The sequence below is a fragment of the Pseudomonas sp. S32 genome (assembly GCF_016648095.1).
In the GTDB taxonomy this organism is placed as follows: domain Bacteria; phylum Pseudomonadota; class Gammaproteobacteria; order Pseudomonadales; family Pseudomonadaceae; genus Aquipseudomonas; species Aquipseudomonas parafulva.
On the sequence record NZ_JACVVF010000032.1, the window covers coordinates 30,356 to 51,422 of the forward strand.

Here is a 21,067-nt window from a genome sequence, read left to right on the forward strand (position 1 = left end):
CAGGATAGGCCAGGCGCGAACGAGTCGACAGTGGCTGTTCGGCATAAGTTTCGTAAACGCGGAACGCCGAATGAGCAACTTGGGCTGCGCCGTTGTCAAGAGTTGACGATTTGCACCACCGCTCATTCAGGAGAGTCCCGTGACGGACAAGAAGGCACGCGTCAGCAATCAGGCTTCCGGGGATATCTCCAAGCTGCCGCACGACATGTTTTTCGCGGCGGTGCAAACCACGCGCATGCCGATGATCGTGACCGACCCCAACCGCGAGGACAACCCGATCATCTTCGCCAACCGCGCCTTTCTGGACATGACCGGCTATGCCAGCAGCGAGATCCTGGGGCGCAATTGCCGTTTTCTACAGGGTGACGAAACCGAAGTGGCAGTGGTGGATGCCATCCGCGACGCCATCGCCCGTCGGGTCGATATCGCCACGGAAGTGCTCAACTACCGCAAGGACGGCTCAAGCTTCTGGAATGCCTTGTTCATTTCGCCGATTTTCAACGAACGGGGCGACCTGATCTATTTCTTCGCCTCGCAGCTGGATGTAAGCCGTCGGCGCGATGCCGAGGACGCCCTGCGCCAAGCGCAGAAGATGGAAGCCCTCGGCCAGCTCACTGGCGGTATCGCCCATGACTTCAACAACCTGCTGCAGGTCATGGGCGGCTACATGGGCCTGGTCGCCAACGAGACCGACAAAGCCCAGCCCGACCTGAGCCGCATTCGCCGCAGTGTGGGCCACGCGCAAACCGCCGTGGACCGGGCCAGCACGCTGACCAAACAGCTGCTGGCATTCGCCCGCAAACAGAAGTTGCACGGCAGGGTGCTTAACCTCAACCACCTCATTGATGACGTGCGCCCCATCATCGAGCGCACCTTCGGCGGCGAAGTGACGGTGGATTACGACCTGGATCCGCAACTGCGCAATTGCCGTATCGATGGCACCCAGGCCGAGGTTGCGCTGCTGAATATCTTCATGAATGCGCGGGACGCCCTGATCGGCCGCAAACGGCCCCACCTGTTCATCGAAACCCGCAATATCCAGGTGAGCGATATCAACCAGTCCTTTGATGGGCTGTTGCCCGGCAGCTATGTAAGCATCTCGATTACCGACAATGGTATCGGCATGCCAGCCAGCATCCGCGACCGGGTGATGGACCCGTTCTTCACCACCAAGGAGGAGGGCAAAGGCTCCGGGCTGGGGCTGTCGATGGTGTACGGGTTTGCCAGGCAGTCCGGGGGCGCTGCGCGTATTTATACCGAAGAAGGCGAGGGCACTACGTTGCGCTTGTATTTCCCAGTGGATGAAGCAAGCCCGGTGCAGGAAAAGCCCGTAAAGCTTGCGGAGCGCAGCTCGGGCACAGAGCGTATTTTGATTGTCGAGGACCGCCCGGACGTCGCCGAACTGGCCAAGATGGTGCTGGAAAATTATGGCTATGACGCAGATATGGTGCTTAACGCGCGCGAGGCGTTGAAGCTTATCCAGGCGGGTGAACGCTACGACCTGCTGTTCACCGACCTGATCATGCCAGGTGGCATGAACGGGGTGATGCTGGCGCGGGAGGTGCGCCGCCTGCAGCCGCAAATAAAGGTGCTCCTGACAACGGGTTACGCAGAGAACTCCATCGAACGCACGGATATTGGCGGGTCGGAATTTGATGTGATTTCCAAGCCCTGCCAGCCACATGATTTGGCAAGGCGGGTAAGGCAGGTGTTGGACGGGCCAACTGGGATCGCCTGAGAATTCATCAGCGCCCTGCATGCCAGGGCGCTGATACGGCATCACCTCAATGGCTGTGCCAGCGGTTTTACTGAGCGCGATAACTGGTCGCTGACCACACCAATGAAATGGTCAAGCGTCCACGGCTTGGGCAGAAACACAGCACCCAACGGCAGCGCCTGGCTTGAGGGGTCGTGATAGCCACTCATGACCACGATACGCGTGTCCGGCTGCTGCTTGCCGACCTGGCGTGCCAGCTCCAGCCCGTCGACGGTACCGGGGGTACGTACGTCGGTCAGCAGCATCGAGAAGGAGGAATGCGAGGTCATTTCCAGGCCTTCCTGCGCGGTTTCGACGCTGGTGACCGTGGCGCCGAGGTCTTCAAGTGCGATGGCAATCAGTTCGCGAATGATGGGTTCGTCCTCGACCAGCAGGACAGTCGGACATCTTGGAAGCTCGCACACTTTCATGGCAGTACTCAGGCTAGGCGCACTCAGGTTTTAGAGGGGACATCCGTGTTGGCTCGCAAGGCAACGCGCGAGCGATAACTGTGCGCTACCCGTCTGACCACCGCCCCTGAGCAATAATTCCGTAAACGTTTGCTTCAAGGGCGCAAGTGCCAGGGCTGTGAGGTCAGGCGCCAGGTTCCTGTGCCAGCCGGGCAAGCAGCGCCTTGGCTGCGGCTTCGGAGGATGCGGGGTTTTGGCCCGTGACCAAATGCCCATCCTCGACCACATGGCTGGACCAGTCAGCCCCTTTGGAGTAGGCACCGCCTTTGGACTTGAGCATGTCTTCGACCAGGAACGGCACCACATCGGTAAGCCCTACAGCCGCTTCTTCGCTGTTGGTGAAGCCCGTAACCTGCTTGCCTTTCACTGCAGGGTGCCCGTCAGGCGCCTTGACGTTCTTCAGCACCCCGGGTGCGTGGCACACAGCAGCAATCGGCTTGTTGGCTGCATAGAACGCCTGCAGCAGGGTGATCGAATGCTTGTCTTCGGCCAGGTCCCACAACGGCCCATGGCCACCTGGGTAGAACACAGCATCGAAGTGGTAGGGGTCCACCTGGTCCAGGGGCACGGTATCAGCCAGGGCCGCCTGCCCCTCGGCATCGCGGGCAAAGCGCCGGGTGGCATCAGTCTGGGCATCGGCCTCGTCGCTTTTAGGGTCCAGGGGTGGCTGGCCGCCTTTGGGCGAGGCGAGGGTCACATCGGCGCCATTGTCGATGAATACATAATAAGGAGCGGCGAACTCCTCCAGCCAGAAGCCGGTTTTCTTGCCGGTGTTACCCAGTTGATCATGGGATGTCAGCACCATCAGGATTTTCTTCATGCAGGGCTTCCTCCAGGTAAGGGCGCGCAGCGCCAAACGCGCTGCCTGAAGAGTGGGAGTTCGGTGCGCCGGCAGCGTTCCATCGATGTGCCCAGGGCCTCGCCGGTGCCTTGGCAGGCGGGTTGCCACCGGATGGTCACAAAGCTGTAACACAGCTGATGCAAAGTGTGCCGGCCATCACACGGAGCGCTTTTCCATGATACGCCTGATGAAGTCTGCTGCACTCGCCGTTGCGGTCTCCCTTTGCGCCACCTCGGCATCCTTCGCCGCAGAAAATGTCCGCCTGACCGGTTCGGGCGCCAGTTTCCCTGCACCGATCTACCTGACCTGGTTCAAGGACTTCAGCAAGAAGACCGCTGGTGTCACCGTTGATTACCAATCCAAGGGTAGTGGCGCAGGCGTTCAGGACTTCCTGAACAAGACCGTCGATTTCGCTGCCAGCGACTCGGCCATGAGCGAAGCGGACATCGCCAAAGTAGGCGAGGGCGTGCAACTGCTGCCCATGACTGCCGGCGAAATCGTTCTGGCCTACAACCTGCCAGGCAACCCCAAGGGCCTGAAACTGCCACGTGATGTGTATTCGAACATCTTCCTGGGCAAGATCACCCAGTGGAACGACCCACAGATCGCCGCGGCCAACCCTGACCTGAAACTGCCAGCCACGCCGATCACCGTGGTGGTACGTGCCGACTCCAGCGGCACCACCGCCGTCTTCACCAAGCACCTGTCGGCCATCAACCCAGACTTCAAGCAGGGGTTGGGTGAGGGCAACACCGTCAACTGGCCCGCCACCGACAAGTTCATCAAATCGCCTAAAAACGATGGCGTAACCGCCACCGTTCGCCAGACCCCAGGCGCCATCGGCTACATCGAGTACGGCTTCGCCAAGCTGGCCAAGGTCGACTTCGCCCAGCTGCAGAACAAGGCCGGCCAGTATGTGGTACCGACCGCCGAAAGCGGTGCAGAAGCCCTGGCTGCCGTGAACATGCCGGAAAACCTGGTGGCCTGGCTGCCTGACCCGGATGGCGCCAAGTCCTACCCGATCACCTCGTACACCTGGATGATCTTCCGCAAGGACAACGGTAACCCGGCCAAGGCCAAGGCCATGCGTGAAATGGTCGAGTACAGCCTGACCGAAGGGCAGAAGATCGCCGACTCCATGGGCTATATCCCGCTGCCACCGTCGGTTGTCGAGCAAGTGCGTAAAGCGTCCGCCAACATCCAGTAACACCCAGGCGCTCCCGGCGTGCGTGTACCGCGCCGGGGGTGTTGCACCCTGTCCCGGAACCTGCCAATGAACACACCCTTTGCCATACCGGATAACCCAGACTCCGCGTGCCAGCCACCGTCGACAAAAGACTTTCTGGTGGACCGCACCTTCCGTGCGCTCGCCCGTATTGGCGTGGTGCTGGTGCTGGCGCTGGTCTTCGCGCTGGTTTATGAAGTGGGCCGCAAGGCACTGCCCGGCATCGAAAAGCACGGTTTCGACGTGCTGTTCGGCAGCGTCTGGGACGTCAACCAAGGCAAGTACGGCATTCTTCCTGCCATTTGGGGCACGCTCTACAGCGCCCTGATTGCATTGCTGATCGCAGGCTTCTTCGGCGTCAGCATGGCTATTTTCCTGACCCAGGACTTTCTCCCTGCCAGGCTGGCGGCGGTGTTTCGCACCATCGTCGAGCTGCTGGCTGCCATCCCCAGCGTGGTCTATGGCCTGTGGGGCATCTATGTGGTCATCCCGGCCATCCGCCCGCTCACGGCGTGGCTGAACAGCGAGCTGGGCTGGATCCCCTTCTTCGGTACTTCACTGAGCGGCCCTGGCCTGCTGCCAGCGGCACTGGTACTGGCAATCATGATTCTGCCGACCATCGCGGCGGTGTCCCAGGACGCGCTGACCAGCGTACCGATGAAGACCAAGCAGGCCGCCTACGGCATGGGTACTACCCATTGGGAAGCGATCCTCAAGGTGATGGTGCCCTCCGCTGCAACCGGCATCTTCGGTTCACTGGTGCTCGGCCTGGGCCGCGCCCTGGGGGAAACCATGGCACTGGCCATGCTGGTGGGTAACGCCAACACCATTTCCCTGTCGCTGTTCGCCCCGGCCAATACCCTGGCTGCACTGTTGGCGCTGAACTTCCCGGAGGCTGGCCCCAACGAGGTGGAAGTGCTGATGTACGCCGCCCTGGTGCTGATGTTCATCGCCCTGTTGGTGAACGTGCTCGGCTCGATGATCATGCTCTACGCCCAGCGGGGTAATAAATGATGACTGACCTCTCTACCCCTGTTGCCGCGCTGCCCAGCCTGCAGCGCAAGCTCGAAGGCCGCGCCCTGCGCAGCGTGCTGCTGACCAGCCTGGCATGGTTCGCCGCCCTGGTGGCCAGCGTGCCGCTGATTTCGGTGCTGTACATGCTGATCACCCGCGGCGGTGCGCGGCTCAACCTCGAAGTGTTTACCGAGTTGCCGCCCACCGGCTTCGAAATGGGCGGCGGTTTCGGCAACGCCATGGCCGGTACCTTCGTCATGGTCGGCATCGCAGCCGCCATCGCAGTACCGGTGGGTATCCTGGCTGCGGTGTTCCTCGCCGAACTGGGCCCTGACAGCAAGCTGGCCAACGCGGCACGCTTCGCGGCCAAGATGCTTACCGGCCTGCCGTCGATCTTGGCGGGTGTGTTCGCCTACGCCCTGGTGGTCATGACCACGGGCACCTATTCGGCCCCGGCCGGTGGTGTGGCGCTGGCGGTACTGATGCTGCCCATCGTGGTGCTCACCGCCGAAGAAGCGATGAAGATGGTACCCAAGATCATGAAAGACGCTGCCTACGGCATGGGCTGCACCCGTGCCCAGGTCATCTGGAAAATCGTGCTGCCCACCGGGCTGCCGGCGATTCTGACCGGCGTCATGCTGGCCGTGGCACGGGCTGCGGGCGAAACCGCACCGCTGCTGTTCACCGCGCTGTTCAGCAACTACTGGATCTACCACGACGGCAGCCTGGCGGTGATGAACCCGACTGCGTCGTTGGCCGTGCTCATTTACAACTTCTCCGGCATGCCGTTCGACAACCAGCTCGAGCTCGCCTGGGCGGCCTCGCTGGTACTGGTGATGATCGTGCTGGTAATCAACATTCTTAGCCGAGTTTTCGGCAAGCCCAAGTATTGAGAAAGGGAGCATTCGACCGTGAACGTATCCACCGCCCAAAGAGCCGCTCCCTTGGCCAGCGAAGCCCCTATCGTAATGGACTGCAAGCTGGACAAGATTTTCTACGGCAATTTCATGGCCGTGCGCGACAGCCACGTGCCTATCCGTAAAAACGAGATCACCGGTTTCATTGGCCCGTCCGGCTGCGGCAAAAGTACCGTGCTGCGCAGCCTCAACCGCATGAATGACCTGGTGAAGGGTTTCCGCTTCGAAGGCCACGTACACTTCCTGGGCCAGGATGTGTACGGCAAGGGTGTTGACCCGGTCGTGGTGCGCCGCTACATCGGCATGGTGTTCCAACAGCCCAACCCGTTTTCCATGAGCATTTTCGACAACGTTGCCTTCGGCCTGCGCCTGAACCGCTACAAGGGTGATATCGGCGACCGCGTGAAACACGCCTTGCAAGGGGCCGCGCTGTGGGACGAGGTGAAAGACAAGCTCAAGGTCAGCGGCCTGTCGTTGTCCGGCGGCCAGCAGCAACGCCTGTGCATCGCCCGCGCCATTGCCACCGAGCCTGAAGTGCTGTTGCTCGACGAGCCTTGCTCGGCCCTGGACCCGATCGCCACGCGCCGGGTAGAAGAACTGATGGTGGAATTGAAGAAGGACTACACCATCGCCCTGGTCACCCACAACATGCAGCAGGCGATCCGCGTGGCGGATACCACCGCGTTCTTCTCGGTGGACATCACCCAGGGCACCCGTACCGGCTACCTGGTCGAGATGGGCCCGACAACCCAGATTTTCCAGAACCCGCGTGAGCAACTCACTTCCGACTACATCAGCGGCAAGTTCAGCTGACGCTGATGAGCTTCAGGCAGCCGGGTGCAGGGGCCAGGAAGGCGCCTGCACCCGGCTGCATGTGTGTCACTAAAATGTAACCAGGGATAACCGATGGCAGCCATACCCCGACTTGATCTTTCAGCGATAGAGCGCGCACTGCGCGAGGTGCAGGGGCACTTTGCCGAACTCAGCCGGCACTTTACCGAACCCCGCGACCCGTTCACCGACGAGGTGCTGCTGAATGTGCTTGAAGGCTATGCGCTGATTGACGACTATGTCGCTCGCGGTATCGACCTGTTCGACCTGCAGCAGTTGAACCTGATGCTCGAAATCAATGCCACCGTGCTGTGCGGCAGCGACCCTGAGCGGCGCAAGGAATTCGCGCCGCACCTGGCCGCCACCGAGGCGCACTTTTTCAACAACGTCGAAGGCGGCATCAAGGACCTGTACAACTGGTACTGCTCCTACGGCAGCGACTCGATCTGGAAACGTGCAGCGGGCGTTTATGTGCGCATCCTCAGCAAGCCGCAGTTGTTCATCGAAGGTAACAACCGCACCGGTTCGCTGATCGTCAGTTACCTGCTGATGCGCGCAGGGTTACCACCGTTCGTGCTGTCGCTGGACAACGCCGAGGGCTACTTCAACCCGTCCTCGGTCATTCGCAACTCCGCCAAGCATGGTGTGAAAGCTTTGTACGAATTGCCCAAGATCAAGAAAAAATACGCTGCCTTCCTTGAAGCTAAGGCACCTGCCCCTGGCAAGTTCTTCCTGCGTGGGGCGCATGCTCATGGGGGCAGCCGCTGATGGAGCGTATTTCAATGCTGCAGCGAGGCCAACGGGCCCTGGCGCGTACACTGCGCCGCCCACAGGTGCGTATTTCGTTCGACATCGACGACACGCTGGCCTGCCAGCCGGACCATGCGGCGGCAGAGGGTAGCCGCTTGCCCGCGTTTGTCCACCGCTGGTGGGGCGAGCCGCTGCGCAAGGGCACCCGCGCGCTCATCCGTGACTTGCGTCGGCAGGGCTGCAGCATCTGGATCTACACCTCGTCCGGCCGCACGCCAGCCTACATCCGCCGCTGGCTGATGCTGTATGGCATCCGCGTCGATGGCGTGGTCAACAGCGACCGACACCAGCAGGTGCTGGCTGACAAGGGCCTGACCCTGGCGCCATCGAAGTTGCCGTCGGCGTTCGATATCGACCTGCATGTCGACGATTCCGAAGGCGTGCGCCTCGAAGGCGTAGACCACGGTTTCCGCGTGGTGGTGGTGTGCCCCAAGGACCGGCACTGGGCACAGAAGGTGCTCCACGCAGCCGGCGAGGTGCAGGCGCAATTGGCCTGGCAGCAACCGCACAGGTTCCCAAGGCCGGTATCCCAGCGCCCCTCGGCCCTGGTCTCCTGACGCCAACGCTTGCCAGGCGGTGCTTGCCTGGTACTCCTCATGTATGTCCTGCCCCCGGCCTGCGCAAGTGCCAGGCCCTGCCTGCTACCCAGGCGTAGGCCTGAAGTGCCGAGACCTGGCTTAGGCCGGTCCTGGCACTGAATCATTGCGCCCGGCAAGGCTGCCCAAAGCCCACGCCAATGCCCTCCAAAGCAGCGTACCCTGCGCCCATGCGGCTTCTGATAATCGCCTCCGACAACCCGTCCCCGTTCCGGAGCGCGCCATGTACAACAATAAGAACCCGCACCCCCGTCTGCTCGCAGCTGCCACGTTGAGCGTTGCAACGCTGTGCCTGAGCGATGCCGCCAGTGCCGAAATAATGCTGTATGACAAGGACCAGACCACGTTCTCTACCGATGGCTATATCAATGCCTTCTACGTCAACAGCAAGGTCGACCGTGAAGGCGAGCAGTTCGACCGCCGCCAGTCGCGGGTAAAGATGGGGTTTCTGCCCAACTACCTGGGCTTCAACATGGGCAAACAGGTGGATGACCTTAAGCTCGGTGCACGCGCTTCGTTCTGGGTCAGCATCAATGACAGCGAAAGCAACGGCACCGATACCGCCATCGATGTCAGGCAGTTCTACGGCACCGTGGCCAACCCGGCGTGGGGTGAAGTGTTGATCGGTAAGGACTTCGGGCTGTTCGCCCGCTCCAACATCCTGCTGGACGAACTGCTTGCCGGCTACGGTCAGGTCAGCGACACGCTCGGGCTGGTGGACGGTGGCGGTGTCTCGTTCGGCAATATCGGCAGCGGCTACCCGTACCCGTTCCCAACCTCGCAGATCACCTACCGTACGCCGGTCATGCAGGGGCTGCGGGTAGCGGTGGGCATCATGGACCCGGTGGACACCAACGACAGCAGCCCGACCGGCAAGGCCTACCAGAAAAACCCACGTACCGAGGCTGAAATCACTTACCAGTTCGACCTGGGCGGTGCGCAGGTCTACAGCTGGCTCAACGGCAGCTACCAGACCTCCGACAACACCGACGCCGACGTGAACGCCGTGACCTCCAAGGGGGTTGGCTATGGCGTACAGGCCAAGATGGGTGGCTTCTCTGTGACCGGTTCAGGGTTCCAGGCCAAAGGCATCAACCCGTTCTTCACCAACAATGCGGGGGAGCCGGTGCTGCGCAACGTCGACAGCGATGGCTACTTGTTGCAGGCGTCGTACAAGCTGGGCAAGAACCGCCTGGCGTTGTCCTACGGCAAGACCAAGGACGACGGCAATGGCGCGGTGGGCAGCGGCGCAGATTACCAAACCCGCGGCATTGCGCTGTTCCATGACATCAACGACAACCTCAAGCTGGTGGCCGAGTACAACCAGTTCTCTATCGATGGGCATGGCACCAGCGCCCAGAACGAAGACACCGACACCTTTGCCGTAGGTGCGGTACTCACCTGGTAAGCAGCCGGTTAAGCGCGGCAGCCGCAACTACAACCATCGAAGCCCCCACCCGCTACCCAAGTAGCATTCGTGCCCCGGCGCGGGCTTCGTACACTGACCGTTCAGCCAGCCCATGCCGGAGACCACGATGCAGCAGGCGCACAACGAGGGCGTGGTCAGCGCCATGTCCCAGGCCAGCGATGCCCGCCTGGCCGCCCAGGAACTGGCGCGTCAACTGCTGCATCCGCACCTGGGGTTCGTGCTGTTTTTCTGCACGGCCGAGTACGACCTGCCGACGCTGGCCGAAGCCCTGGAGCAGGGATTCGGCGGCATTCGCCTGGTGGGCTGCACCAGCGCCGGTGAGATCACCCCGCAAGGCTATGGGCGCAATTGCGTCACGGCGGTCGGTTTTGACCACCGCCACTTCTCGATCGCCGCAGAGTTGATCGACGAAATGGAGCGCTTCAGCCTGATCGACGCCCAGCAGACGGTCGAGCGGCTGGTGAGTTGCTGTCGCAGCAACACCCTGGCGCCTATCAAAGGCCACAGTTTTGCGCTGACTTTGCTCGATGGGCTGTCCAGCCGTGAAGAGACGGTGCTGGCAGCCTTCAGCGCAGCCTTGGGTGACATCCCGCATTTTGGCGGGTCGGCCGGGGACGACAACTACCTGACCCGTACCCACGTGTACTACGCCGGGGCATTTCACACTGGGGCAGCCGTAGTGGTGCTGTTCAACACCTGGCTCGATTTCGAGGTGTTCACCACCCACCACATCCTGCCCCGGCAGGACAAACTTGTGGTTACCGGCGCCGATAGCACCCAGCGTAGGGTCTACGAACTGAACGCCGAGCCTGCCGCCGAGGAATATGCCCGGCTGATCGGTGTGCCGGTGGCGGCGCTGGACCACCGTGTATTCGCCGCCCACCCCTTGGCCGTGCGCATGCACGACCAGCATTACGTGCGGGCCATCCAGCAGGTGCACGCCGACCTGAGCCTGAGCTTCTACTGCGCTGTGGAAACCGGCATCGTGCTGACTGCCATGACCCCAGGCCCGCTGTTGCCGAACCTGCATCAGCTGTTCGAAGGCTTGCAGCAGCGCCTGGGCCCGCTGTTGCTGACCATTGGTTGCGACTGTTTTCTGCGCCGCCTGGAGCTCGAGGGCCAGCGCGGCCTGGAGCCGGTCGGGGCGTTTCTGCGCGAGCAACGGGTGATCGGCTTCAACACCTACGGAGAACAGTTCAATGGCATGCACATCAACCAGACCTTCACCGGCGTTGCCATTGCCCGCAATCACCCCCCAATCGGTCGATGAGCTGCACGCCGAAATCGCTCGGCTGCAGCACGAAAACCACAAGCTGCAGCGCATCAATGGTGCGCTGATCGAGCGCATCGAAACCGGTGCCACGCGGGGCAACGGCCCGTATGCGGCGTTCCAGCACTCGGTGGTGCTGGCCGAACAGGTGCGCGAGCGTACCGACGCCCTCAACCAGGCCATGGCCGAGCTCAAGGCGGGCAACCAGTTGCTCAGCGAGGCCCGTTTGCGCGCCGAAACGGCTCACCAGCACTTGGTCGATGCCATCGAAAGCATTTCGGACGCCTTCGTGCTGTTCGACCTCAACCTGCGCATGGTGCTGTGCAACAGCCGCTTCAAGGCATTCTGGGCCAACCGACGGGTACGCATCATGGCCGGCATGCGCCTGGCCGAAGTCAGGCGGTTGATGGCCAGCAGCGGGTTGTTCAGTGAAGAGCCGCGCGGCCATGCTGAGGAGAACGTGCTGTACCGTCAACACAACGGCCGCTGGTTGCAGGTGAGCGAGCGGCCTACCTGCGACGGTGGACGGGTGATCCTGTTCACCGATATCACCGAGGTCAAGCAGAGCGAGACCCTGCGCCGCGAGCAGGCCTTGGCGCAGAAATCGCACCTGTTGCAACGGGCGGTGGACAACCTGTCCCAGGGTGTGGCCATGGTCAATGCCGAGGGCGTACTGGAGCTGTGGAACCGGCGTTTTCTGGAGCTTAGCGGCCTGGCACCGGTGGCTGCACACCGCCCCTTCGCCGACGTGATCGCCGACAGCGAATTGCGGCTGCTTACCCCCGACAGCCGTGATGCGCACGGGCGCGTGCTGCACGAGTGCGAACAACGCCTGTTCGGCGGCCGCATGCTGGAGATCCGTACCCACCCGTTACCCACCGGCGGGTTCGTCAATACCTTCACCGACATCACCGAGCGTTACCAGCATGCGCAAGCGTTGAGTGAAAGCGCCCGCTGGATCCGCCTGATCACCGACCATGTGCCGGCCCTTATCGCTTACCTCAACGCTGACCTGGTCTACGAGTTCACCAACAAGGTGTACGAGCAGTGGTACTGCTGGCCCAGTGGCCTGATGTTGGGCCAGAGCCTGCGCGAAGCCCACAGCGAGCAACACTGTCAGCGCCTGGAGGCCTATGTGGCACGGGCCCTGGCTGGGGAGAGCGTCACGTTCGAGTTCGCCGAAACCAACACCAGCGGCCAGGAGCGCTACATGTTGCGCTCCTATGTGCCCAACCGCCTGGCGGGGGGGGAGGTGGTGGGTATTTTTGTGCTGATCCGCGACATCACCGAGCGGCGCAATACCTCGCAGGCATTGCACCAGGCCTACCAGCACCTGGAGCTGCGCGTGCGCGAGCGCACCGCCGAACTGACCTCGCTCAACGGCCAGCTGCTGCGCGAAATCGACGAACGCCGCCGCGCCGAAGCACGGCTGCAAGAAGCCAAGCGCGAGGCCGAGCAGGCCAACCTGTCGAAAACCAAGTTTCTGGCGGCTGTCAGCCACGACCTGCTGCAACCGCTCAATGCCGCACGGCTGTTCACCGCGGCCTTGCTCGAACGCCGCGACCCACAGGCCAGTGCGCACTTGGTGCGCAACGTCAGCAACTCGCTGGAGGACGTGGAGAACCTGCTGGGTACCCTGGTAGACATTTCCAAGCTCGACGCCGGGGTGATCAAGGCCGATATCGCGCCCTTCGCCCTGGCCGAACTGATGGACAACCTGGCCGCCGAATACGCCCAGGTGGCGCGCAGTGTAGGCCTGGCGCTGCACTTCGTGGGCTGCTCGGCGGTGGTGCGCAGCGATATCCTGCTACTGGCGCGGGTGCTGCGCAACCTGCTCAGCAATGCCATCCGCTACACCCCGACGGGCCGGGTGGTGCTGGGTTGCCGTCGCTTGCGCGACCGGGTGCGCATCGAGGTCTGGGACAGCGGCATCGGGATCGCAGAAGAGCACCTGGAGGAGATGTTCCAGGAGTTCAAGCGCGGGGCCGTGCAGCGGCCCGACCAGGACCGTGGCCTGGGGCTGGGGCTGGCGATCGTGGAAAAGATCGCGGGCATTCTGGGCCACCGCATCGTAGTACGGTCATGGCCTGGCAAAGGGTCGGTGTTCGCCGTGGAGGTGCCGTTGAGCGCTGCTGCACCCAAAGCTCCGCTGGCCCAGGCCGTGTGCGAGCCGATGCTTGAATGCCTGCGTGGCGCCCAGGTCTGGGTGCTGGACAACGACGCCGCCATCTGTGCCGGCATGCGCACGTTACTGGAGGGCTGGGGGTGCCGGGTGGTTACCGCGCTCTCGGAGCAGGACCTGGCCCGCCAGGTGGACAATTTCCACGCCCATGCCGACTTGCTGATTGCCGATTACCACCTGGACAACGACTGCAACGGTGTGGATGCGGTGGCGCGCATCAATGGGCGCCGGGCACGGCCACTCCCAGCGTTGATGATCACGGCCAACTACAGCAATGAGCTCAAGCAGCAGGTACGCGAGCTGGGCCACACGCTGATGCACAAGCCGGTGCGGCCCATGAAGCTGAAAACTGCCATGACTCATTTACTGGCCATGCATCAGCCCCCGCGTGCCTAGCGGCGCAGGTAGTCGGTAAAGTCGATGTCCCCGGCACTGAGAATGGCCTGTACCCGGTTGTGCACGTTGAGCTTGCGCAAGATGGCCGAGACGTGGGCCTTTACCGTGGTCTCGGCAATGTCCAGGGTGTAGGCGATCTGCTTGTTCGACTCGCCCTTGGTCATGCGTTCGAGCACCAGCAACTGCTTGCGAGTCAAGGCTTGCAGCATCTCAGGCGGGAAACTGGGGGCATCGCTCAGGCGCCGGCTGGTGGTGCTTTTTTGCGCACGAATGATGTCGGGGGGCAGGTACACGTTGCCGTTGAGGATCTGCTCGATGGCCTCGATCATCTGCCCGCGCGGGGAGGACTTGGTGATGAACCCTACCGCACCGTAGGTAATGGCCTGCAGCACGATCTGCTTGTCCTGTTCGGCGGACACGATCACCACCGGCGTGGTGGGCGCCTCGTTGCGCAAGGTGATCAGGCCGTTCAGGCCGTGCATGCCCGGCATGTTCAGGTCCAGCAGGATCAGGTCGAGGTCGTCATGCGCCTGGGTCAACGCCAGGGCGCTGTCCAGGTCGGCGGTTTCCATCACCTCGGTGCCCTGGAAACCGTCGCTGATGACGTTGTGGATGGCTTCTCTGAACAGCGGGTGATCGTCGGCGATCAAGATTTTGTACATGGCCTTTTCACCTTTTTGTTATTGGATGGCCCGGGCACGCTCAGGCATGGCGGCAGTTTCAAGGGAACGGCACAGGTTGCGCGGGTTGCATGGGCAAATTGGCCTGCTGCCACGCATCCAGGCCGTCGCGGTACCAATAGAGCGTGCGGTACCCCAGCCCTGCAGCGCGTTTTACCGCGTTCCAGCTCAGCCAGCAATCGGACCGGCAATAGAACACCAGCGGTTGCTCAGCCTGGCCGGCGGTGGCCCGTTGCAGGTTGTGAGCGAAATAGGCCTGCCAGACCGGCGTCAGCTGCCCATCGCCTGTGTTGGCCAGCCACAGGCTGCCCGGCAGGTTGGCGTGGGGCTCATCCTCGATGAAGCGGCCCTGGAGCCACTGGCGGCGGTAGACGTCGATCAGCACAGGGCGTGGCTGTTGGTTCAGCAAGTGCTGCAAGGTGGCAGTGTCAATGACTGTGCCACCTGCAACCTCCTGGGGCGTAGGGCTGCGGTACAAGGTGGCGCGGTAGCCATCGGGCGTAAACAGCGCGGGCGTTTCGGCGTTGGCGCCGACCGGCGGGAGGCATGACGCGGCGGCGGCCAGCAGGAGGCAGGGCAGCCGGGGCAGGGCACGTGGCATGGTCAGATCCTTCTTGTTATAGCGCCATTACATGCCAGGGCGGCGCAATTGTGAATGCGACGATCAGACGGCCTGGGCAGTACCAAAGTAGTAGCCAACACCCGGCCGGGCGGCCCTACGATGGCCAAAAAGCCGCGCAGGAGTGTCGCCATGAATATCGTGCTGGTAGATGACCACGCTGTGGTCCGCCGTGGCTATGCCAGCCTGCTGCTCGCAGCGTTCCCCGCGCTGCAGGTGCGCGAAGCGGCCAATGGTGAAGAGGCGCTGGCCCGGGTGCATGAGCAGGTGCCCAACCTGGTCATCATGGACTTTGGCCTGCCGGGCATCAGCGGCCTGGAAACCCTGCGCCGCCTGCGTCAACGCCTGCCTCAGTTGCGGGTGCTGTTTTTCAGCCTGCACGACGAACCCCTGATCGTGCGGCAAGTGCTGGATGCGGGCGCAATGGGTTATGTGACCAAGCAGGCCGATCCGCACGTGCTGGTGGAGGCTGTGCAGCGGGTCATGGCCGGGCACGCCTACATCGAGCAGCCGCTGGCCACGCAACTGGCCTGCGCATCCCAGCCAAGCGCCCAGGACCCACGGTTGCAGCGCATGACCCAACGGGAACTGGAGATTTTCATGATGCTGGCCAATGGCACGCCGACGCGGTCCATCGCAGGCCAGCTGTGCATCAGCACCAAGACCGTCTCCAACCACCTCACATTGCTCAAGAGCAAACTGCAGGTCAGCTCCCATGCCGAACTGGTGCACCTGGGCATCCAGCTGGGCGTGGTAAGACTAGCCGGTTGACGGGGTTCAATGGTCCCAACTGTCGGGGCAGCCGCTGCAGCCTTGCATGTCGGCATCCTGGAAGTTGCCATAGTGCTGGCGGGCACCGGTGAGGTCGGCGCGGGCGAGGTTGCTTTGGCCGAGCTTGGCCTCCTGCAGGTTGGCATCGTTGAGGTGGGCACCCTGTAGGTCGGTTTTGCTCAGCCAAGCCATTTCCAGGTCGGCGGCCTGCAGGTTGGCTTGCTGCATCTTGGCGCCGGTCAACCGCGCGAACTGCAGGTAGGCCGCGCTCAGGTCGGCTTTTTCGAACTGCGCGCCCTGGGCGAACAGGCCCCAGCCCTGCACGGCCATCAAGCGTGCCCCGCTGAGGTCAGCCAGGCGCAGGTTGCTCTGCTGCAGGCTGGCGCGGGTCAGGTTGGCGCCTTGCAGGCGGGCTTTTTCCAGGTTGGCGAGGTCCAGCCGGGTATGGCGCAGGTCGGCATCACGCAGGTCGGCACCGGCCAGGTTCATCTTGCGCATATCCTGGTTGGCCAGTTTGGCGCCGCGCAGGTTTGCACCGGGGCACTGGCTGGCTTCGGCGATCACGCAGCCGTTGATCACCAACGGTTCATCGCCACCGTCGTCGTCCGCCTGGGTGGCGAATGCGGGGCTCAGGGCCAGCAGCAGGGCGAGTGGCAGGTAGTTCATGGTCGAGGTCTCCTGGCTTGCAGAGGCATGACGGGGGCAGGCATGCCCGCCCCCTGCAGGGTCAACGCTGCGCGGTCTTGTTGTCCCAGCTCGGGATCTTGAACACCCAGAACGACCCACCTTGTGCCACGGGTTTGGTCAGCTCGGCCATGTCGCCACCCCACAGCGGCACCGCGCCGCCGTAGCCCACGGTAACGCCGATGTACTGCTCGCCATCCTGTTCCCAGGTGATGGGCGGCGAGACGATGCCGCTGCCGGTCTGGAATTTCCACAGTTCCTTGCCGGTCTTGGCGTCGAAGGCTTTGAAGAAGCCGTCGCCGGTGCCGGTGAACACCAGGTTGCCCTTGGTCGCCAGCACCCCAGCCCACAGCGGCAGGTGCTCCTTGTGTTCCCACACCAGCTTGCCGGTGGTGGGGTCCATGGCGCGCAGGGTGCCGACGTGGTCTTCATACATGCGCTTGATGCGGAAGCCCATGCCCAGGTAGGCCGAGCCCTTCTTGTAGTTCACTTCCTCGGTCCAGTATTCCTCTTTCCACTGGTTGCCGGGGATGTAGAACAGGCCGGTGTCCTGGCTGTAGGCCATGGGGTTCCAGTTCTTGCCACCCAGGAACGGTGGCGAAACCTCGACCGGTTTGCCTTTGGTTTCACCCGGCAGCGGTTTGGCTGGGCGCTGGCCGGGGTTTTCCACCGGGCGGCCGGTCTTCAGGTCGATGTGGCTGGCCCAGGTGATGTTGTCGACGAAGGGGAAGGCGTTCTGCAGCTTGCCGTTGTTGCGGTCCACCACGTAGAAGAAACCGTTGCGGTCGGCGTGGCCAGTGGCCTTGACCACCTTGCCGTCCTTGTCCTTGTAGTCGAACAGCACCAGCTCGTTGTTGCCAGAGAAGTCCCAGGCATCGTTAGGGGTGTGCTGGTAGAACCATTTCACCTCGCCGGTGCTGGGGTCCACGCCCACCTGACCAGAGGTGTACAGGCTGTCGAAGTCGTGCGGGTTGCCGTCCTTGGAGGTACGTGCCCAGGTATTCCAGGGGCCGGGGTTGCCGGCGCCGACGATGATGGTATTGGTCTCGGCATCGAAGCTTGCGCTTTGCCACGGTGCACCGCCGCCATGGCTCCAGGCTTCAACCTTGCCGGTCTCGGTGGTGGGGTCGTCGGGCCAGGAGGGCGCCTTGACGTCACCGGTCGGGGTGCTGTCCTTGCCGTTCAGGCGGCCCATGTGGCCTTCGACGAAGGGCCGCATCCACACTTCTTCGCCGGTTTCCGGGTCGCGGGCGAACAACTGGCCCACCACGCCGAACTCATCCCCGGAACTGCCGTGGATCAGCAGCACCTTGCCGCTGGTCTTGTCCTTGATCAGCACCGGTGCGCCGGTCATGGTGTAGCCGGCGCTGTGGTCGCCGAACTTCTTGTTCCAGACCACCTTGCCGGTGTTCTTGTTCAGCGCGATGACGCGGGCATCCAGCGTGCCGAAATAGATCTTGTCGCCGTAGATGGCGGCGCCGCGGTTGACCACGTCACAGCACGGGCGGATGTTGTCTGGCAGGCGATGGTTGTAGGTCCACAGGCGCTTGCCGGTCTTGGCGTCGAGAGCGAACACCCGCGAATACGAACCGGTGACGTACACCACGCCGTCGCTGACGATGGCCTGGGACTCCTGGCCGCGCTGCTTTTCGTCGCCGAACGAGTACGACCAGGCCGGCGTCAGCTTGAACACGTTCTTGTCGTTCACCTGGGCCAGTGGGCTCCAGCGCTGGGCATTGGTGCCCATGCCGTACTGCAGCACATCGGTGGTGGTGAGGTGGTCGTTGGCGATGTCTTCCCAGGTCACGTTCTTGGTGGCAGGTGCCGCGGGTGGGGTGGCCGCCGTGGCCGCTGTCCCCATGGCCAGGCTCCCGGCCAGCAACAGGGCCCGCACGCTCAGGGCCAGGGGGGAAGGGGCGGGTAGCGATCTTGTTGTCATGGTTGCAATTCCCTGTGGAGTTTTGGCCAGCACAGGGTGGTCCTGCGTGAGGCCTGGGCATAGGGAGAAAGTCCCGGTGAACACGGGAAAACTTCCCATTGCCCACCTCTTTTGGCCCTTCGCCACAAGCCCTACTACCAACGGACGAGGCCCCGGCCACCAAAGCAGCATTCGGGCCTTGCAGGGCGGTTTCTAGTATGGCGGCACGGCCTCTGTGGTTGAGGCTTTGCGTGCAACCGTGAGGGCATAACAATGAAAACCAAACGCAACGTCGTGCTTGCTTCAGGCCTGTTGGTCGGCGCGCTGGTGGCCGGAACGGCCTGGGCCCATGGCAATGTAGTGCCCGAGGCCGTGGAAACCAAGGGCCTGACCCCGGTGAAGGATACCGGCGCCGCCCTCGACGATAACGGCTGGGCCACGGCCAACCCTTACCGCACCTCCCCCGAGCACGACAGGGCGGTGGAGATCGGCGCTTCTGCCTACAACCAGAACTGCGCGGCTTGCCATGGCCTGGAGGCGAAATCCGGTGGCATCGCCCCGGACCTGCGCATGCTCGATGCCGGTGATGCCGGGGACGAATGGTTTGTGGAGCGCGTGCGCAACGGCGCCGTACGCGATGGCCGGGTGTACATGCCAAAAATGGCTGACTACGTGAGCCAGGAAGCCCTGTGGGCCGTGCGTACCTACCTCGACAGTGTTCACATCGAGGAGTGACGGCCATGCGGCTGGTCGGGCTGCTGCCCACATTGCTGCTGTGCTGCCTGGCAAGCGCCGCCATGGCGGACGACAGCCGCGGCAACGCCGACCCGGTGCCTTCGGTGATGTGGGCCTTTTACCACAAGCAACTGCTAGGGCAGGGCGCGTTTGTCTTCGATGAGCGGGTCAAGCTGCTGGCGCCGCCGTTTGCCGAAGATGCCCGCCAGGTGCCGCTGGAAATCGACGCCCGGGCGCTGGGTGCGGAGGTAGTGCGGATCATCGCCTGGGCCGAGCTCAACCCCTTGCCCCGCATCGTCGACTTCGAACCCGGCCCGGGCGTGCTGCCGTGGCTGTCCATCCGTATCCGCATCGAGCAGGCAACGCCGTTACGCGCGGCGGTACTCACCCGCGACGGTACCTGGCATGTGGGCTCGGCCCTGATCGACGCCGCCGGCGGTGGCTGTACAGCACCCAGCGTGGTGCGCACGCAACCCGGCTGGGAGGAGCACTTGGGTGAGGTACTGGGCGGGCGTTACCCACGTGGGGCCGGCGACCGGCTGCGGGTGGAGGTGGCGCACCCGATGGACAACGGGCTGGTCAGTGGCATCCCTGAATTCTTCATCGACCATGTCGAGTTGCAGGACGCCGAGGGCCAGGTTCTTGCCACGCTGGCGCTGTACCCGGCGGTGAGCGAGAACCCCAACCTGGGCTTTGATCTGCAGGGTCACGGGCTGACCCGGTTGGTATTGCAGGACAACAGCGGCAACCGCTTCGAGGCCGCTGTGCCGTGATGCCATGCCTGGCTTATGACTAACGGGGGAAGCCGTCATGCGTTGGATGCTATTGCTGCTGGTGAGCCTGGGCTTGCCCGCCCTGGCCGACCTGCAATACCGGCTGGCACCCCGGCAGATCGCCCAGGGCACCTGGTTGCTGGAGGGCAGTACCGACAATTTTGCTAAGGACAATGGCGGCAACGTGGTCAACACGGCCTTCATCGTCACTGACAGCGGCGTTGTGGTCATCGACACCGGGCCCTCGAAGCGTTATGGCGAGGCGCTGCGCCAATCCATTGCCAGCATCACCGACAAACCTGTGGTCGAGGTGTTGCTGACCCATCATCACCCCGACCATGTGCTGGGCAATCAGGCCTTTGCCGACGTGCCCATCAGGGCCTTGGCAGGCACCACTGAACTGCTGCGCCAGCAGGGCGATGCCATGGCCGAGAACATGTATCGGCTGGTCGGGGACTGGATGCGCGGCACCGAAGTGGTGCTGCCAGCACACGTGCTGGAACCTGGGCTGCACACTGTGGGAGGCCACCGCTTGCGCCTGCTGGGGCTGGCAGGCCACACCGGTGCCGACCTGGCGATTTTCGATGAAACCACTGGTGTGTTGTTTGCGGGTGACCTGGTGTTTTATCAACGCGCCTTGACCACGCCCAGCAGCCCAGGGCTTGGCACCTGGCTGCAAGACCTGGACACCTTGCAGGCGCTGCCCTGGAAGCAGCTGGTACCGGGCCATGGTCCGCTGGCCAGCGATCCGCAGCCTTTGGTGCAGATGCGTGATTACCTGGGCTGGCTGGATGGGCTGATGCGCGAGGGTGCCGCGCGTGGGGATGACATGACCGAGGTGATCCGCACACCAATCCCTGAACGGTTCGCCGGCATCCGCCTAGCCCGGTATGAGCTGATCCGCAGTGTCAGCCACCTGTACCCCCTGTATGAACGGCGGGCACTACAGCGTGTGGATATCAAACCCGATTAAGCGGGTTGATCGGTACCAATGCGAGAGCAACGGTTTTGCATAAACCCAAAGTTGGCGCCCCCCCTGTGGGATCAACTGTCTTCCACAAGATCTCAAAGTCGGCGCAATCACTGTGGGAGCGGGTTCACCCGCGAACACCGGCGAAGCCGGTGCCATGCACCGCGCTGCCTGCTTCGC

20 protein-coding genes are annotated in these 21,067 nt (G+C 62.9%); 14 read left to right on the top strand and 6 right to left on the bottom strand.

Translation table 11 applies throughout. The annotated features are described in order from the left end of the window. The first annotated feature begins 139 nt into the window (after positions 1 to 139). Positions 140 to 1,738 (top strand): histidine kinase famiy protein, encoded by a 1,599-nt coding sequence (locus IAE38_RS17125; RefSeq protein WP_201218398.1) that lies wholly within the window; start codon positions 140 to 142, stop codon positions 1,736 to 1,738. 41 nt (positions 1,739 to 1,779) lie between these two features. Here IAE38_RS17125 and IAE38_RS17130 read toward each other — a convergent pair whose 3' ends face one another. Together IAE38_RS17130 and IAE38_RS17135 are read right to left on the bottom strand one after the other, a co-directional pair. Then, a complete protein-coding gene (locus IAE38_RS17130) occupies positions 1,780 to 2,187 on the bottom strand; it encodes a response regulator (RefSeq protein WP_201163201.1) in 408 nt (135 codons plus the stop codon). Positions 2,188 to 2,350: 163 nt separating this feature from the next. Next, positions 2,351 to 3,046 (bottom strand): type 1 glutamine amidotransferase domain-containing protein, encoded by a 696-nt coding sequence (locus IAE38_RS17135; protein WP_201218399.1) that lies wholly within the window; start codon positions 3,044 to 3,046, stop codon positions 2,351 to 2,353. A 196-nt stretch (positions 3,047 to 3,242) separates the two neighbouring features. Here IAE38_RS17135 and pstS point away from each other — a divergent pair, with 196 nt between their 5' ends. The 9 genes from pstS to nahK all read left to right on the top strand — a co-directional run bounded on the left by pstS (position 3,243) and on the right by nahK (position 13,737). Then, positions 3,243 to 4,274: a phosphate ABC transporter substrate-binding protein PstS gene (gene pstS, locus IAE38_RS17140; protein WP_201163199.1), complete on the top strand. Its 1,032-nt coding sequence runs from the start codon at positions 3,243 to 3,245 to the stop codon at positions 4,272 to 4,274. 66 nt (positions 4,275 to 4,340) lie between these two features. Next, complete coding sequence (pstC, locus tag IAE38_RS17145; RefSeq protein WP_201218400.1) at positions 4,341 to 5,306, top strand: phosphate ABC transporter permease subunit PstC; 966 nt, start codon at positions 4,341 to 4,343, stop codon at positions 5,304 to 5,306. Further along, positions 5,306 to 6,199 carry a phosphate ABC transporter permease PstA gene (pstA, locus tag IAE38_RS17150; protein WP_028634299.1) on the top strand — a complete coding sequence of 298 codons (894 nt, stop codon included), beginning with the start codon at positions 5,306 to 5,308 and terminating at the stop codon, positions 6,197 to 6,199. Before pstC ends, pstA begins: the two co-directional genes overlap by 1 nt. A 75-nt stretch (positions 6,200 to 6,274) precedes the next feature. Continuing rightward, complete coding sequence (pstB, locus tag IAE38_RS17155) at positions 6,275 to 7,036, top strand: phosphate ABC transporter ATP-binding protein PstB (RefSeq protein WP_042141089.1); 762 nt, start codon at positions 6,275 to 6,277, stop codon at positions 7,034 to 7,036. 93 nt (positions 7,037 to 7,129) lie between these two features. Beyond that, positions 7,130 to 7,822: a hypothetical protein gene (locus IAE38_RS17160; RefSeq protein WP_028634297.1), complete on the top strand. Its 693-nt coding sequence runs from the start codon at positions 7,130 to 7,132 to the stop codon at positions 7,820 to 7,822. Further along, positions 7,822 to 8,421, top strand: a complete 600-nt coding sequence (locus IAE38_RS17165) for a hypothetical protein (protein WP_201218401.1) — start codon at positions 7,822 to 7,824, stop codon at positions 8,419 to 8,421. Before IAE38_RS17160 ends, IAE38_RS17165 begins: the two co-directional genes overlap by 1 nt. A gap of 262 nt (positions 8,422 to 8,683) precedes the next feature. Further along, the gene (locus tag IAE38_RS17170) at positions 8,684 to 9,868 is read left to right on the top strand and encodes a porin (protein WP_201218402.1); all 1,185 of its coding nucleotides are present in this window, start codon (positions 8,684 to 8,686) and stop codon (positions 9,866 to 9,868) included. Positions 9,869 to 9,995: 127 nt separating this feature from the next. Continuing rightward, entirely contained in the window at positions 9,996 to 11,159 is a 1,164-nt protein-coding gene (nosP, locus tag IAE38_RS17175; RefSeq protein WP_201218403.1) for a nitric oxide-sensing protein NosP, read from the top strand. Further along, positions 11,089 to 13,737 (top strand): hybrid sensor histidine kinase/response regulator NahK/ErcS', encoded by a 2,649-nt coding sequence (gene nahK, locus IAE38_RS17180; protein WP_236404132.1) that lies wholly within the window; start codon positions 11,089 to 11,091, stop codon positions 13,735 to 13,737. The genes nosP and nahK overlap by 71 nt, the downstream gene beginning before the upstream one ends. On the opposite strand, the gene IAE38_RS17185 is transcribed toward nahK, so the two are convergent. After that, entirely contained in the window at positions 13,734 to 14,399 is a 666-nt protein-coding gene (locus IAE38_RS17185; RefSeq protein ID WP_028634292.1) for a response regulator transcription factor, read from the bottom strand. The two genes, nahK and IAE38_RS17185, sit on opposite strands and share 4 nt — an antisense overlap. A 58-nt stretch (positions 14,400 to 14,457) precedes the next feature. Then, on the bottom strand, positions 14,458 to 15,018 hold the full coding sequence (locus IAE38_RS17190; RefSeq protein ID WP_201218405.1) for a PQQ-dependent catabolism-associated CXXCW motif protein: 561 nt from the start codon (positions 15,016 to 15,018) through the stop codon (positions 14,458 to 14,460). Between the two features lie 150 nt (positions 15,019 to 15,168). On the opposite strand from IAE38_RS17190, the gene IAE38_RS17195 reads away from it, so the two are divergent. Further along, positions 15,169 to 15,807 carry a response regulator gene (locus IAE38_RS17195; protein WP_028634290.1) on the top strand — a complete coding sequence of 213 codons (639 nt, stop codon included), beginning with the start codon at positions 15,169 to 15,171 and terminating at the stop codon, positions 15,805 to 15,807. Positions 15,808 to 15,813: 6 nt separating this feature from the next. On the opposite strand, the gene IAE38_RS17200 is transcribed toward IAE38_RS17195, so the two are convergent. Both IAE38_RS17200 and exaA read right to left on the bottom strand, forming a co-directional pair. Continuing rightward, complete coding sequence (locus IAE38_RS17200) at positions 15,814 to 16,473, bottom strand: pentapeptide repeat-containing protein (RefSeq protein WP_201163194.1); 660 nt, start codon at positions 16,471 to 16,473, stop codon at positions 15,814 to 15,816. A 61-nt stretch (positions 16,474 to 16,534) separates the two neighbouring features. Then, a complete protein-coding gene (exaA, locus tag IAE38_RS17205; RefSeq protein ID WP_033728068.1) occupies positions 16,535 to 18,430 on the bottom strand; it encodes a quinoprotein ethanol dehydrogenase in 1,896 nt (631 codons plus the stop codon). Positions 18,431 to 18,682: 252 nt separating this feature from the next. Between exaA and pedF the strand changes: the two genes are divergently transcribed. The 3 genes from pedF to IAE38_RS17220 all read left to right on the top strand — a co-directional run bounded on the left by pedF (position 18,683) and on the right by IAE38_RS17220 (position 20,890). Next, positions 18,683 to 19,144, top strand: a complete 462-nt coding sequence (gene pedF / locus IAE38_RS17210; protein ID WP_201218407.1) for a cytochrome c-550 PedF — start codon at positions 18,683 to 18,685, stop codon at positions 19,142 to 19,144. Positions 19,145 to 19,206: 62 nt separating this feature from the next. Continuing rightward, positions 19,207 to 19,917: a quinoprotein dehydrogenase-associated SoxYZ-like carrier gene (locus tag IAE38_RS17215; protein ID WP_236404141.1), complete on the top strand. Its 711-nt coding sequence runs from the start codon at positions 19,207 to 19,209 to the stop codon at positions 19,915 to 19,917. A gap of 37 nt (positions 19,918 to 19,954) precedes the next feature. Further along, positions 19,955 to 20,890, top strand: coding sequence for a quinoprotein relay system zinc metallohydrolase 1 (locus IAE38_RS17220; protein ID WP_201218409.1), 936 nt, complete (start codon positions 19,955 to 19,957; stop codon positions 20,888 to 20,890). The last annotated feature ends 177 nt before the right edge of the window (positions 20,891 to 21,067 follow it).